This is a genomic window from Neobacillus mesonae, assembly GCF_023715155.1.
Lineage (GTDB): Bacteria > Bacillota > Bacilli > Bacillales > Cytobacillaceae > Neobacillus > Neobacillus mesonae_A.
This window is the reverse complement of the sequence record NZ_JAMBNQ010000013.1, coordinates 69,372-84,953: the sequence shown is the minus strand read 5'-3', so window position 1 is coordinate 84,953 and position 15,582 is coordinate 69,372. Positions and strand designations below refer to the sequence as shown.

The 15,582-nt window shown below is 38.3% G+C and carries 15 protein-coding genes; 5 read left to right on the top strand and 10 right to left on the bottom strand.

The window, feature by feature from the left end; all coding sequences use genetic code 11:
- Nucleotides 1-309 precede the first annotated feature (309 nt).
- From M3183_RS13100 to M3183_RS13085, 4 genes are all read left to right on the top strand, one after another.
- The gene (locus M3183_RS13100) at nt 310-1,407 is read left to right on the top strand and encodes an alcohol dehydrogenase family protein (RefSeq protein ID WP_251470373.1); all 1,098 of its coding nucleotides are present in this window, start codon (nt 310-312) and stop codon (nt 1,405-1,407) included.
- Nucleotides 1,408-1,998: 591 nt separating this feature from the next.
- Complete coding sequence (locus tag M3183_RS13095; protein ID WP_251470371.1) at nt 1,999-2,550, top strand: glutathione peroxidase; 552 nt, start codon at nt 1,999-2,001, stop codon at nt 2,548-2,550.
- Between the two features lie 535 nt (nt 2,551-3,085).
- Entirely contained in the window at nt 3,086-3,436 is a 351-nt protein-coding gene (locus M3183_RS13090) for a P-II family nitrogen regulator (RefSeq protein ID WP_251470369.1), read from the top strand.
- Between the two features lie 13 nt (nt 3,437-3,449).
- Nucleotides 3,450-4,748 (top strand): ammonium transporter, encoded by a 1,299-nt coding sequence (locus M3183_RS13085; protein ID WP_251470367.1) that lies wholly within the window; start codon nt 3,450-3,452, stop codon nt 4,746-4,748.
- A gap of 343 nt (nt 4,749-5,091) precedes the next feature.
- Here the strand turns inward: M3183_RS13085 and M3183_RS13080 are convergent, their stop codons facing one another.
- The 10 genes from M3183_RS13080 to M3183_RS13035 form a co-directional block, all read right to left on the bottom strand.
- A complete protein-coding gene (locus M3183_RS13080; protein WP_251470365.1) occupies nt 5,092-6,252 on the bottom strand; it encodes a CaiB/BaiF CoA transferase family protein in 1,161 nt (386 codons plus the stop codon).
- A 66-nt stretch (nt 6,253-6,318) separates the two neighbouring features.
- Nucleotides 6,319-6,795, bottom strand: a complete 477-nt coding sequence (locus M3183_RS13075; RefSeq protein WP_251470363.1) for a MaoC family dehydratase — start codon at nt 6,793-6,795, stop codon at nt 6,319-6,321.
- 51 nt (nt 6,796-6,846) lie between these two features.
- The gene (locus tag M3183_RS13070; protein WP_251470360.1) at nt 6,847-7,713 is read right to left on the bottom strand and encodes an HpcH/HpaI aldolase/citrate lyase family protein; all 867 of its coding nucleotides are present in this window, start codon (nt 7,711-7,713) and stop codon (nt 6,847-6,849) included.
- Nucleotides 7,714-7,726: 13 nt separating this feature from the next.
- Nucleotides 7,727-8,473: an IclR family transcriptional regulator gene (locus M3183_RS13065; RefSeq protein WP_251470357.1), complete on the bottom strand. Its 747-nt coding sequence runs from the start codon at nt 8,471-8,473 to the stop codon at nt 7,727-7,729.
- Between the two features lie 35 nt (nt 8,474-8,508).
- Nucleotides 8,509-9,804, bottom strand: a complete 1,296-nt coding sequence (locus tag M3183_RS13060; RefSeq protein WP_251470355.1) for a TRAP transporter large permease — start codon at nt 9,802-9,804, stop codon at nt 8,509-8,511.
- On the bottom strand, nt 9,804-10,322 hold the full coding sequence (locus M3183_RS13055) for a TRAP transporter small permease (RefSeq protein WP_251470353.1): 519 nt from the start codon (nt 10,320-10,322) through the stop codon (nt 9,804-9,806). The genes M3183_RS13060 and M3183_RS13055 overlap by 1 nt, the downstream gene beginning before the upstream one ends.
- A 73-nt stretch (nt 10,323-10,395) precedes the next feature.
- Nucleotides 10,396-11,448 (bottom strand): TRAP transporter substrate-binding protein, encoded by a 1,053-nt coding sequence (locus M3183_RS13050; RefSeq protein WP_251470351.1) that lies wholly within the window; start codon nt 11,446-11,448, stop codon nt 10,396-10,398.
- A 76-nt stretch (nt 11,449-11,524) separates the two neighbouring features.
- Nucleotides 11,525-11,875 (bottom strand): cupin domain-containing protein, encoded by a 351-nt coding sequence (locus M3183_RS13045; RefSeq protein ID WP_251470348.1) that lies wholly within the window; start codon nt 11,873-11,875, stop codon nt 11,525-11,527.
- 396 nt (nt 11,876-12,271) lie between these two features.
- A complete protein-coding gene (locus tag M3183_RS13040) occupies nt 12,272-12,889 on the bottom strand; it encodes a cell wall hydrolase (RefSeq protein WP_251470346.1) in 618 nt (205 codons plus the stop codon).
- A 360-nt stretch (nt 12,890-13,249) separates the two neighbouring features.
- Nucleotides 13,250-13,834, bottom strand: coding sequence for a hypothetical protein (locus tag M3183_RS13035; RefSeq protein ID WP_251470431.1), 585 nt, complete (start codon nt 13,832-13,834; stop codon nt 13,250-13,252).
- A 692-nt stretch (nt 13,835-14,526) separates the two neighbouring features.
- On the opposite strand from M3183_RS13035, the gene M3183_RS13030 reads away from it, so the two are divergent.
- Entirely contained in the window at nt 14,527-15,567 is a 1,041-nt protein-coding gene (locus M3183_RS13030) for a M14 family zinc carboxypeptidase (RefSeq protein WP_251470344.1), read from the top strand.
- Nucleotides 15,568-15,582 lie beyond the last annotated feature (15 nt).

Genomic DNA, 15,582 nt, shown 5'->3' with positions numbered 1-15,582 from the left:
CAAGGTAAAAAATCTACTTTCGTTCTCTATAATACATGGAAACATTCACCTTTTATTTTATGTTTTTCTAACAAGTGACTCTGGTAAATTCTTTTCTCATAACATACCACTTACTTCTTGAAGCCTGGAAATGGAGGTTTCGGATGTTCTTCTTCCAAGCTCTATAACTAAAGATTCTCTTACTAAAACCGCTGGACGTCTGTAAACCTTAAAAACCGGTCAAAGATGAACCCTGTATCGTGGTTTATTCAAAAATTACAAATAGAAATAAAGTAAATTCACGTAAAAATTTTTTAAAGGAGAATCATTGTGAACCTAATACCCAAAAAAATGCGGGGCGTATATTTAACAGGTAATGGCGGATTTGAAAAATTAGAGTATCGCACAGATATTGACGTTCCAACACCCAAAGCAGGAGAAGTATTGGTGAAAATTGGTGCAGCAGCTGTAAACAATACGGATGTGAACACACGTATAGGATGGTATTCAAAAAGTGTAAAATTAGAAACCAATACAGGCGGGGCAACAGGATTTAATGAAGACGTTAAAGACGATGGTTCATGGCTTGGGCAAGCTATGGAATTCCCCAGAATTCAAGGCGCTGATGGTTGTGGTACGATTGTCGCCGTTGGAGGCGGTGTTAGTCAAGACAGACTAGGTGAAAGAGTATTAATACGTTCGGTTCAAGAACGTGTATCAAGTAAAAATGGGATAGAATGTATTACTTTTGGTTCAGAATGTGATGGTACTTTTGCCGAATATGCAACCGTACTTTCAGAAGAAGCCTTTGTAATCCGTTCAAATTTATCTGATAATGAGCTGGCAACATTTCCTTGCTCATATGGAACTGCTGAAAACCTTATTTGTAGAGCAGGGGTCGAAAAGGATGATGTAGTTTTAGTAACTGGAGCATCAGGTGGAGTTGGTTCTGCACTTGTACAATTAGTAAAAGTAAGAGGTGCCAAGGTTATTGCTGTTTGTGGTCATGATAAAGCAGAATTAGTTAAAAGCTATGGTGCTGATGAAATTATCTTCAGAGGAGATAGCTATGTTAAAAAGATTGGAAAAATGAAAGTGGATGTAGTTTTAGATGTGGCTGCTGGAGGCAGGTGGCCAGAACTTTTGCAAGTCTTGAAAAAAGGTGGAAAATACGGAGTTGTTGGGGCAATTGGTGGGCCTCTTGTAGAGCTGGATGTCCGTGATCTTTATTTGAAAGATTTGAGTCTATTTGGAAGCACATATCAAACAAAAGAAGCCTTTCTAAATCTTATTAGCTATATCGAAGAAGGGAAAATCAAACCAGTAATAGCAAAGGAATTTCCACTAAAAGATATGGTAGAAGCTCAAAAAGCTTTCTTATCTAAAACACTCGTTGGTAAATTTGTTATTGACGTTACTGCTGAATAGGCTCCAGCCTGTTAATGATTAAAATGAAAGACTATTGACAGGCTCAATCGGATGTTTCTGGATAGTTAATGGCGCATTTCAATTTAATTTTAATTAAAACTTTTTCTGGATATTAAAGAAGTGTTTATGATTGAGACAATTTTGAGATTTAGGTACTTCTAATAAAGTTTTTGATTGGGATACTTAGATATATATAGGGTTTTCCTTTACCAACTATTTACGATGATATTTTCTTTTTACATCCTTAAAGAAAAACGATCATTTAAGTTAATGCAATTAGCATTCTTTTTATATCGATGCTTGATTAGTTCATTGAATATTTATTATAGTCTTAGTTGAAAAGCAGGATTTATCCTTGTTCACCTCTTTAGTGTGTCATTTCCGCATCGGGATATTTGCCCGCTATACTCTCGATTGGAATACGAGTTTGGTCATACTTATGTTAAACGTTCCTTTGTTTTAACTAGCCTCAAATTTGATTACACAACTTATATTGTGTTCACATAAAGCACATTGTAAGAACAACAAAATTATTGGTGGTACTTTTTACATCAAGCAAAATAAAATAGATTCATGAAGGAGGGGAAAGTTTTGTCAGTATACTCATTTCAAGCAAAGCTATCAAATGGAGAAGAAATTAGCCTGGATATCTATAAAGGAAAAGTAATGCTGATTGTGAATACAGCTAGTAAATGTGGATTTACACCTCAATATGAAGGACTCGAAAAATTATATGAAACGTATAAAGAAAATGGATTTACGGTCTTAGGTTTTCCATGTAACCAATTTGGAGGACAAGAGCCAGGAAGTAATGAGGAGATTAGCAGCTTTTGCTCATTGAAGTATAATGTGACATTTCCTATCTTCCAAAAAATCGACGTCAATGGGAAAAATGTACATCCATTATACCAATACCTGCGGGAACAGGCCCCAGAAGATTCAGATTTGGATAAAGAGGGATCACTCTGCCATTTTTTACGGGATAAGATGCCAGACCTATTAGAAGGATCAAAAATCAGATGGAACTTTACAAAGTTTTTAATTGATCAAAATGGTAATGTCATAAAACGATTCTCACCGACCACAAAACCGGAAGATATAGCATGGGATATTGAAAAATTATTAGTAAAAAGTAACATCTGATAAAAAAGGGTAATCCACATCTTTTAGGTAGTTGCTTACCTTTTTTATAATTTTAGGGGATTACCGTCTTGAATAGGATGGACACGAAAAATAATCTTTGATACAAAGCAACTAAGGAAAAACAGGAGGTTAAACTCTGTCTTCTGATAAATAAAACGGATTTATTCGCGCCTTCTGGAAGTATCACCATTCATTTCCAACCGTCGCGTTTGTTTAGCCAGACGAAGAAATGTTCAAGTCGGAATAAAATAAGTCCACCCCCTGTTAGGTTACTCCCAATTTGAAATGGGGGTAACCAATTTTTTATATACTCTTAACTTATTCCACAAATAAATCCACTCACGACTTCCTCTGATGATATTGTTCAAATAGGTATAAATCATTCAACCTTCATTATTTTTCAGAAAAACGCCATGTAATATTTGGAATTAACTGAATTCATTTTCAACACTATTGACATCTGGGTTTTTCATGATATATTTAATAACATATTTATGTGAGATAAACTAACATCATAAAAAGATGGTGAATAAAAATGAAAAAAATCGAAGCGATTATCAGACCAGAAAGGCTGACAGAAACAATCAAGGGATTAAAAAGTATTGGAATCACCGGATATACTGTATCCCAGGTTGTCGGCCGTGGGAAACAGAAAAATACCAGAGGCGTTTACCGCGGTAAGAAATATAACATTACTCTCCATCCAAAGGTAAAAATGGAGATTGTTCTTTCTGATTATAAAGTGGATCCTGCCATTCAGACCATTATTACAGCTGCTCAGACAGGTGAAGATGGGGACGGGAAAGTTTTTGTTTATCCAATTCTTGATGCCTATAACATTAAGACAGGTGAAGTTGATGTTGATATTGACGATTTAGCAAAATAGGAGGTTAAGAGAGATGTCGCTGGAACATATAAACGCTGTTTGGGTTGTAATCGCGGCCGCCATGGTCTTGTTTATGGAAGGCGGATTTAGTTTATTGGAAGCAGGATTGGTTCGGACGAAAAACGCAGTGAATGTCACAATGAAAATTTTCGTCGATTTGACAGTAGGTGCTTTAGCTTTTTGGCTGATTGGTTTTGGAGTGATGTACGGAAAAGATATTTTTGGAATCATTGGTACCAATTTATTCGCCCATCCTCAAAGTATCGCTCTATCTATTCCATTGCCAAGCGCCGCTTTTGTTCTATTCCAAATAGGGTTTACGGTCGCTTGTGTCTCCATTGTTTCAGGGGCAGTAGCGGAGCGGATGAATTTTAATGCCTACATCGTAACAGTCGCACTTGTTTGCATGGTAATTTATCCCCTTTCAGGCCATTGGATTTGGAGCAGTGACGGCTGGCTGGCAAAGCTGGGAATGAAAGATTTTGCAGGCTCTGCTGCCATTCATGCAGTCGGAGGCTTTGCAGCACTAGCGATGGCTAGGATTCTAGGAGCGAGAAAAGGAAGATTTAATTCTGACGGCAGCACCAATGTATTTGCCCCAAGTAATATCCCTCTTGCCTCAGCCGGCACCTTTGTTTTATGGTTTGGCTGGTTTGCTTTTAATACCGGCAGTACATTGGACGCATCCAACAATGCCTTAGCATCAATTGCCCTTAATACCATGCTTTCAGGGGCAAGCGGCGGGGCGGCTGCCCTATTTTTGACCATGAGGAAATTCGGAAAAGCGGACCCAAGCATGACCATCAATGGCGTCTTATCAGGCCTTGTTGCGATTACAGCCGGCTGTGCGTATGTTTCTCAATGGAGCGCCATTATCATTGGCATGGTCAGCGGCATCATCGTGATTTATGCCACCCTTTTAGTCGACAATATCAAAGTAGACGACCCTGTCGGAGCAGTGGCGGTCCACGGCTGCAACGGTGTTTTCGGAACAATAGCGGTTGGTCTATTTGATCAAACCCATGGTTTATTAACTACAGGCGATCTCTCCCTTATTAAAATCCAGCTATTAGGAGCAGCAGTCGTCATGATTTGGGGATTTTCCAGTGGTACCCTTATCGCCAAAATATGTGAAAAGACAGTCGGCCTGAGAGCAGATGAACATGACGAAGAAAACGGCCTGGACATGTCCTACCACGGAATTCCCGCTTACAACGAACTGGAACGATTTACAGATTTACCTGCCAGCCTGTATAACTTCGAAGAAACCACCGGTGTCACCATTTCTGCCCCTTCCAGCAGTATGAAATAAATAGGGAAATAGATTGATAGCTTGGTGAGGAATTTTTTTATTCCTCACTTTTGTTTTTGAAAAAAGAGCGGGGCCCCCTTGGGGACAATTTTAGACATAACTCCACATAATTTTTGGCCCCTTATCTAAACAAACGTTTAAATTAAAATGATATAATCCTATCCATATAGGATTATAACGCTATAAGTCTGCAATTTTTGTCAGTCAAACATATGTTTATTTGAAGTATGGTAATTTCCTTTACTGTACTGATTTCTGATTGATTTACATTAAAATAATTGTCGAAAATGAACGGAGCAAAGAACAGGCGTTAGAGGAAGCGGGTTAGTTTCCCTCATCCTCTCTATTTAGAATAATTCCCTTTCGCCCAAACATCATTCAATATCTCTTCATTATGCTGTCCAAGTGTCGGAGCGTATCTTCGAGTAGTAACAGGTGTTTTCTCAAAGTTGACTGGAAATTTTATGTCTTGGATTTGGCCTTCAGTTGGGTGGCTGACATTTCGGAAAAATCCTATACTATTTAAGTGGGGATCCACAAAAAGGTCTTCCGGTGTATTTACCTTTGTACAAGGAATATCGCCTTTTTGCAGAAGCTCTAACCACTCTTCAGTGACTTTGGTAATCATGATGTCTTCAATTGTTTTATAAACAAAATCGATATGTTTTGTGCGTGCCGTTATATCCGTAAAGCGTTCATCCCGCTGTAAATCGCTTCGTCCTAATAGATTAAAAAATGATTGCCAATGTTTATCATTGTATATCATGACTCCAATATAACCATTTTTTGTTTTGTATGGTTTCCGATATGGAGAAACTACTCGTGAATAATAAGCAGATCCCTCCGTTGGCGAGAAAGTTTTACCATACATATGCTCTATCATGGTATAAGCTACCATTGTCTCAAACATAGGGACTTCAATTTCTTGACCTTCCCCACTTCGCTCTCTATGATATAATGCAGCTAAAATGGAACTAAGCCCGACTAGACCAGTTGTTTTATCTGCCAAAACAGTTGCTAAATATTGGGGCTCCCCAGTAATTTCCCCCTGTGCTGCTGCAATTCCTGATTGAGCCTGGATAATATCATCATACGCCGGTTTATCACCGTACGGCCCTTCCTTACTAAATCCATACATGCTGCAATAAATAATTTTTTTATTTCTCTTTTTTATATCTTCATATAATAGGCCCAGCCTTTCCATGGATTGTGGACGCAAAGTATGAACTAAAATATCCGCTTCCTCCACTAGATCAAGAAGTATTTTACGACCTTCTTCACTTTTTAGATCTAATGCAAGGCTGCGCTTATTTCTATTTAAATGAAGAAAAAGGCTGCCCATTCCTTTATTTTTCGATGGACCCAGATAACGTGTCGTATCTCCGGAGGGATTCTCTATCTTAATAACATCAGCACCCATATCTCCCAACATCAATGTACAATAAGGTCCCATTACAACGGATGTCAAATCAAGCACTCGAATGCCTTCCAATGGCCCATTCATACCAAATCACCCTTTCAATAAATTTATGCAATAAGGGATCAAGACTCTCCCTGAACTAGATGTAACTTAAGTCGTGGAATCCAGCGTTTCAGCTGATTTCTTCTTGATTAGTCCAACACGCTTCGACTTTGCAACCAATTCACCACGCTGGTTATAAGCACGATGTTCAAACCAGACAATTCCCGTATTCGGACGGGAATTAGATTCTCGCTTTCCGACGATTTCAGTTTCTGCACGCAGGGTATCCCCGATTCGAACAGGAGCAGGAAATACAGTTTCCTCAAAGCCAAGGTTGCCTAATGTAGTTCCCTCCGTCATGTCCCCCACACTTACCCCTACAATAAATGATAAGGTGAAGAGACTATTTACAATTCTTCCACCATACATTGTTTCTTTTGAATATTCTTCATCCAAATGAAGAGATTGTGTATTATGCGTCAAGGTTGTAAACAATAAATTATCTGTCTCCGTCACGGTTCTACCAGGACGATGCTGAAAAACATCACCAATCTTGAACTCTTCAAAATATTTTCCCCCAGCCATTGATATCCTCCTTTTACATAAGAATTTATCAGCAATCATGTTCAGAAAGGTTTATTTTATATGAGACAATACTTCCTTCGCTGTCTTTACATGGGCATAATCAATATGTTCTCCCTTATACATAATGGCTGTTTTCCCTTGTTTCTCTGCCCTTTCAAAAACCTCCACCATCTCACGATAATAGGCGATTTCATCATCGGAAAGAGAATAGATTTCATTTACAATTGGCACATTAGATGGATGAAGTACAAGTTCACCATCAAACCCAAGCTGCCGATTAAACTTACTGCTTTTTCGTAATCCTTCAAGATTATGAACGTCTTGCCATAGTCCGCCTATTGGCATAACTCCGGCTGCACGAGCTGCCATGACCACCTTCGAACGCATAAATAATGTTTCTAATCCCTCTGCTGTCCATTGATAACCAAGTGCCCTTGCGACATCCCCATTTTTTGCACTAAGACCCGCAATTCCCATTACCCTCTTACAAGAGGCAATCTCATAAGCCAACTGCATTGATTTTGCTGTTTCCAGGATAGGCAGAAAACGAATGCTGCCTGCAGGTAATCCCTGCCGCTCTTCATTTTCTTTAACTAAAGAAGATAGCCGATCAATGTCATCAGGGCCATCAACCTTAGGAATAACAATCCCTTGAAGGCCGACCTTCACGATTGCTTTAATATCCTCCAGATTAAAACCTTCTGGACCCACATTTATGCGAACAAAGACATGAACCCCCTTTGAAGAAAGTTCACTTATAGCTTCCGAAACGTATTGTCTTGCTAAAGTTTTTAATTCAACCGCCACACTGTCCTCAATGTCTAATATAACGGCATCTGCCTGAGAGGAAGTGATATTTGCGAACCATTGCTTTTTAATGCCCGGTATAAAAAGCAATGTACGATAGATTTTCATCATGTAAAACCCCTTCTTAGCTTTTGACGCAGCCTAATGAAATCGAAATATCCTCTGCCGCTTTTTTTACACGAGTTATATAATCAAATTCTTTTTCATTCACATAATCACCAATCGGAAATACACAAATAATGCTGCCAAGAACTTTGCCACTAGCATCAAATACAGGCGCCCCTACACTTTTAGCTCCTTGTTTCCGTTCATTGGCCGTAATCGCATAACCTTGTGCTTTGATGGTCTTTAACTCTTCTTTCACTCTATTTCTATCAGATTCACAATCGATTTCCTTGCTTAAAACCTCGTTTATTTCAGATTCACTTAAATGGGCAAGAATATTTTTGCCGCTAGCAGCGATATGTATCGGCTGCAATACACCTATTTCCAGTACGTATTGTAAGGCTTGGGGACTTTTTATACTTTCAACAAATACCAGTTTTCGATGATGTGGATAGTAAAGAGCAAAGTAGACGGAATGGCCAATTTCTCTAGAAAGGTCAATTAAATATCGTCTTGCAATTTGTTTTACGTCTACTTTAGTTGAAATAATGGATGCCATTCGAATCATGTCAGGCCCAATTTTATATTTACCTGTCGTCTCCGAATATTCTACGATATACTCATCTTTTAATGTCGAAAGCATCCGATGAACACTGCTCACCGGCATGCCTAGATATCTTGATAGCTCGTTAACTCCCCATTCATTTTGTTTATCCGTAAAAGCACGCAGAAGTGCAAACGTTTTAGAAATTACATTTTGCTTCATCACTTTTCATTCCAATCTACTAAATCAGGATCAAATTATTTTTTTATCATTAAGTCCGGAAGCCAAAGGGTGATAAATGGCATTAGGATTAACAGCACAAGGATAAATAAATCCATAAGAACAAACCACTTTACTCCTTTAAACCCTTCTGCTGTTTTTACACCTGCAGCACCTGTTGCCACAAAAACATTCATTCCTACCGGCGGGGTAACAAGCCCGACTTCTACCGTCTTTGTTACCAGTATGCCAAACCAAATTGGATTAAAACCAAGGGAGACAATAATCGGGAACGTCAGCGGCAAAGTCAATATCAAAATGGCAATTTGATCCATAAAAAATCCAAGAACCAAATAAATAACAATGATAATTGCTAAGATTGCATATTTTGAAACATCCATTCCTTCAATTTGCATGACGAGTTTTTGGGTTACCTGTGTCATTGTTAAGTAATAACTAAAAATATGGGCACCCACGATTATAGTCATAATCATCGTTGTGGATTTAATCGTATCATTTAATGCAAGGCCAAATTGTTTAAAGTTCATTCGGCGCATTAGGAGTACCACTGCTAATGTTATAAATGCACCCAGCGCACCAGCTTCTGTTGCGGTAACAACCCCGCTATAAATACCACCAATTACAGCAATGATAATCAATAGCATCGGCCATACATTTTTTAATGACCGTATACGTTCTTGTAATGAAAGCTGAATTTGAATTTTTGGAGCAATTTCTGGATTAATTTTAACCCATATTGTAATAACAATAATATATCCAAGTGCGGTTAAAATGCCCGGTATAATCCCGGCAATTAGGAGTGATCCAACACCAGTTTCAGTTAATATTCCATAAAGAATTAGTACAATACTTGGAGGAATCATGACGGCAAGCGTACCAGAGATACTGATAACTCCCATTGTAAAGGCCGTATTATACTTATATTTTTTCATTTCAGGCGCTGCCGCCTTTGCCATTGCTGCAGCAGATGCCTGACTTGAGCCAGATACAGCCCCCATCATCGCCCCGGCAAATACAGTAGCAATTCCAAGGCCTCCTGGCAGTTTGCCCATCCAATTATAGGCAGCAGAAAATAGGTCCTTCATAATACCGCTCACAGTCATAAAGGCTGCCATTAAAATAAACATTGGAATGGCACTCATTAAAAAGCTTTTGACACTTTCATAAGGCGCAGTTTGAAGAATCCCCAAAAATGAATCCAAGCCGCTAAACATAATTAATCCAATAGACCCTGAGATTCCTAGTGCGAAGGCAATTGGCATTCCAAATATAAGGAACAAAACTAAACAAATAAGTGGCAGGGCAATCGCCATTACTCATCCACCTCTTCCTTTTTAAGATGCGGCGGTTTACCCATAGCTAAAAGAATAGATGAAAGGATCTGCCGAATCATGATGAGGAAAGAACCGACGGGAATCCAAATATAGGACAGCCATAGTGGAAAATTAAGAAGTCCAGATGCTATTAAATTGTTCTGAAAGGCATTTATTGTCATGTTATAACCTTGATAACCAATAAAAAACATAAAGGCTGCTGCCAGCAGATTATAGACAATATTTAAGACATCTTGCATTCGTTTTGGAAAACGTTCAAATAGAATATCGAGACGAATATGACCATCTACTTTTTGAACATAGCTCATACTTAGAAAAACCAGGATGACCATTAAATACATCTCTGTGATTTCATATGCTCCAGTTATAGATTTGCTAAAGATATAACGGCTTAAAGCATCCAAGGTCGTTAAAAGCATCATGACCGCAACAGCTGCCTGTGAAAACCATAAAAATAAGTTTTCTATCAATGTAAATCCTCTTTCGATAGCGTTCATTTCATTTATCATCCCCTAAACCAGAAAGCAGCCGGTTTTTTATAAAAATATGGCCGCTTCCTGGTTAAATATTTTATTTTAAACTATCCTTTATCTCTTCATATTTTTGGATTGTTTCTTTCGCCTTAAATCCTCGTTTTTCAAGATCCTCTGCCCAGCGGTCCCATACCGGTTTTAGGGCTTCATCCCATTTTGCGGATTCTTCCTTACTAAGTTCATAGATTTTTATATTACTAGAAAACTTCTTAGCCAATTCTTCATTTTTCTCATCAAGGTATTTTGACAAGTGTTCAACTGTTTCATCACCCGCTTGGGCTAATGCATCTTTTACATTATCCGGAAGTGATTGATACACTTTTTCATTGATGGAATATACAACCGTAAAGCTTCCTAAATTAGCACCTTTGGTTGAATATTTAGCGATAGCATCAATCTGGTAAGGGGCAATGCTTGTAAATGGAAATGTAACACCATCAACAGTACCACGCTCCATTGCTGTATAACCCTCTGTGGCTGGCATGAAAACAGGCGATGCACCAAGCTCATCAAATCCAAGCTCCATCGTTCCTGTTACACGCGCCTTCATTCCTTTGAAATCGTCCAGCGTTTTAACAGGCTTCTTTGTTGTGACAAATTGGTATTGAGGAAGTGAAACAGCAAACATAGGTCGTACACCATTTTTTAAGTACTCTTCTTTTGCAAGGTAATCCTTCATTAATTGCCATATAATTTTTGACCCCTCTTCAGCTGAACCGTATGCACCAGGCAATGTAGCCACTTCAGTCAATGGCAGACGATCCGTAGCATAGGAGGTATAACCAATATCGATAGTCTTAGAGAGAGTTAAATCAAGATAACTGTTTGCCTTTCCGATTTGTTCTGCAGGGTAATGCTCGAACTCTACTTTTCCATTAGTTAACTCCTTCACTCGATTCATGAAAAAAACAGCACCTTCTGATGATAGGTAGTTAGAAGTTGGAAAGGAGTCAGCAATTTTTAGTTTAATCACTTTCCCATCATCAGCTTTATCTCCACCATCTTTCGACCCGCTTGCTTCCTTGTTCCCGCAAGCGGAAGCAACCACTAATACTAATACACATATAAATAATGTCCAAAGTTTTTTCATTCATTTTCCCTCCTATCTATTTGTTAAAAAATAATACGTAAAATATGAATTTATATAAGAAAGTTAAAATGTAGTCTTACCCTTTTACCTTTTGTGGTGAATACATCAGTACAAATCGCAGATTGGTATCCCCTGCATTGATGACTTCATGCATTGCCTTTTTAGGAATCCATAAAACATCCCCTTCTGTTAAAATGGACTCTTTTCCCTCAATAATCACTCGAGCTTTTCCTGTTAAGAAATACATTATCTGTTCAATATCATCATGAAAATGTGGATCAGCCAATCCACCAGGTTCCATTTCCCCAATAATCACCTCAATGTTTTCAATACCTTCGTCAGGCCCAACAAGACGGCGGTTAAACGTTCCCTCATGTCCTGGCGGGGAATAAGCTTCTACGTCTTTAACATTTTTCCAATAAACCATTTTCATTTCCCCTTTCAAATTGATTCCCAATAGTGTTTGCGCTTACATTTTGCAAATAAAAAAACAAAGGATCTCGTTTGTTTATTCCACTATTCGGAATACCATTCCATCTTTTATAAAAATTTAACACACAACAAAAATCATTACAAGTTATTTTTTGAATTTTTTAATTATTTTAAATAATATTTTTTTGTTTAGTTACCCTTATTCCCCCTTTGTATCCTCCTGCTTTCTCAAACGATTGGTTCTAAATTCATTATCGAAATCTATACAAATGAAAAGAAAAGGTCTTTAAACTTTCGGGGAATTATATCAAAAAAAAGCGCACAAGTCGGTACCTCTCAATAAGGTTACTTGTGCGCTTTTTTACTTCAAATATTTAGGGTGAGTTTGCTTTTACTTCGCAAATAAATGATTGCCTATTCGAAGTACTGTATTCCTGGTGAAAATCCAATCATCCGTTGCAATAGTTGGATTATAATAATAAACCGATCCGTATGTAGGGTCCCATCCTTTTAAGGCATCAATTACTGCCCGATAGGAATAGGTAGTAGGAGCCAAATAATATTGACCATCATTGACTGCTGTGAAAGCATTGGTCTGGAAAATAACATCATATGTATTTTTAGGAAATCCGGGTGTGGACAATCTGTTCAAAATAACGGCAGCGACTGCCACTTGACCTTGATAATCCTCTCCTCTGGCTTCCCCATGAACCACTCTTGCCATCATTTCTACATTATGTAATTGCTGCTGGGTTAGAGGTCCATAGACCCCGGTTGAGATGACTCCAGTATCTTGTTGAAATTGTCTAACCGCATTTTCTGTAATAGAACCATAATAACCGGTTGGCTGAGTAGGTAAGTAACCCATTTTTAGTAAATTATCTTGTAAATGATAAACAGATTGTCCTTGGTTTCCCTTTTGCAAAATTTCTTGAGCTGAGATTGAATTTGGCAGGAAAGCCAGGAAACAAATTAAAATTAGGAACGAAATTTTTACATTGAACCTCAAAAAATCACATCCTTCAACATATTCTTTTCAACCTTACTTTACCATACAAGGAAAATAGTTTATTGGGGCAAAATTCCCTTTTTTTAACTAGACGCCCACATTTTACAAAAATATTCAAATGTAGTTTTAGTCCCAAAGTCCTCCTTTTTTCATGCCCTTTAGGGCTGACACTAAATTGGCAGCACCCGCATAATTCCTTTCCAAACCCGTAAAGTGGACCCAACCTGTAAATTAGAAGTTTGGCCTTTTTCATATAGAAGCTGCCCCAAACATTTTCTATCAAAAAAGGACAAACCTACAGATGATTCCGTAAGTTTGTCCTTTTGGTAAAATAATGTTTATATTATAATATGAAAGTTTCTATTCCAACCCTTTAAACATTTCTTCAACATCCTTTGCGTTCGCAAAGATGGCCTCCATCAGCTTATCATCGGAAACAACTTTATAGTTTCCTTCCTTATCCTTTTTCAGATTCAAAGTAACTTCCCGTGTGTCCATGGTGGCGTTTTTTGGTGAAAGGTTTTTCAAAAGAGTTGCCTCCATTAGCTTTTGCATGGATTTATCTGTTTTTTCTTGATCCTCACTAAAAGCTTGTGCAAAAGCCATTGGCATTACTTCACTAATGGTTTGAGATATGGCAATTTTCATGTCGACTGAAGTAATTTTCACCTTCACTTTAGCCTTATCCCCATCCTTAGAAACTTCCTTCGGCTCTTCGAATTTATAACTTTTGGCAATGGCGTTAAATGCCTCCTTGCCATCAAATTCGCCTTCAATCTTTTTATTTACATCAGAAAAATTAAATTCACTATCTTTATTGGCCTCAACATAACTAACTGCTTTCTCTACATCAGCTTCTTTCACCGCTGTTAAAAATTCGTTTACGGTGTCTGCCGGCTTCGGTGAACCACAGCCAGCTAATAGAATAATAGCCAAGCCTGCCATAATGAATCCTGTAAGAAACTTCCTTCCAGTATTTCGCAAAACTTTTTCCCCCAAAATATAAATTTGCTTTGCAGGTATATACCAATGTCTATTTATATCCGGCAATACCTTTAAAAAGATAGTACAATTATACCATTATTTTTTCAAAAAAAGGATATTCCGCGTATTTACATGTAAAAACAGCAGAAAAGACTTATGGTAAGTGTGGTAGATAATGTGAAGAAAGGCTGATAACTGGTGAGTAATCGCTTAGATTTTTCCATTTATCAGGTAAGAAAGTAAAAAAGGAGTCCTATCACACCTCCTAAGACATTGGCTTTTCAAAACTTTTCTTAGCATTTCAACAAATGTTTTCTGATCATCCCCTCCTTTCTGAAACGGAAACCAGTGCATCACCCTGCCGCCATATTCAGCTGCAATTTCATTCCATTACCAAATGGACTACAAAGCTATCCATTTTCGACAAAATCCGGGTGGTGCCAGGCACTATGTCCAGATTATTCTGAAAATGGTAAAAACGACCGATTGTATCGCGTCTCTCATTTGCTAGTATGGTAAATAGATACAAACATACATATTATTACCAAAACCCATCTTATCTGAAAAACTTCCATTCATCTGGTCATTAAGTCTATGGATAACCTAGCAAAAGGCGGTTCATAGACTTGAAATTTATAAAAGGGGGAAAAGTGATGAAGAAAAAGTTATTAACCGTTACACTTGCTGGAGCAATGGCGTTTGGGGGGAGCCTGATTGGATCCACCTCGGCAGGCGCTGTTGGAAATGGGCCAAACTATGGAGGGAATGAATCTCTTCAAAATTCCATTCTTACTACACATGCCGAAATGGTTAGTTTTTTAAAAACGCAAGATGCCAAACAGCCAGATATGGAATTAGAAAAAATCGGTGAGTCAGTAAAAGGACGAGACCTATTTCTAGTAAAATATATTAAAAACCCCAAAAATCCTACGATTCTATTTGTCACACAGCAGCATGGGAATGAAGCATTAAATACAGAGGGGGCACTTCAATTTATCAAAGAAATGGGATCTGGCAAAATGAAGGGGATCCTTGACGGCGTGAATATCCTTATTGTCCCAAGGCTAAACCCAGACGGTGCTGCAGGAGATGTTAATTTTTCATTAGATGACTATGTTGGTGATGGGGATTATCATCTTACTCGATACAACGCAAATCACGTGGATTTAAACCGCGACCATGTCGACCGTACACAGCCGGAAACACAGGCATTGCATAATAATGTTTTAGGCAAGTACCCTATCGATTATATGATTGATCTCCATCACCAAGGAGCCCAGAGCGAACGTGATGGTGAACTGGTTTCTGGATCGATTTTATATCCAACAAACGCGAATGTTGCCCCCGACGTATTGCAAAAATCTAAGCAATTGGGTGCTGTCATTTTTGATACCATTGAATCAAAGGGCTGGGGCCATCTTGGCAAATATATTGGAGGCGATGCCCCTACCATCAGCCGTAACGGCCTGGCACTAGAATACGGTATCTCTACTGTTCTATTTGAAGTCCGCGGAATGGCTGACCATTATTATGAACCATATGCCCTAGGTCAAAAAGGCAACGGATACCTCATCAAGCAGGCTGAGATCACAATGGAGGCAACATCTAAAGCGATTTCTGACGGTTCCATTCTGAAAAAAGATGTGTCCTTCTGGGATACATTGGCTGAACAAAATACACGCGAGACAGAATAAAATCATATTTAAAGG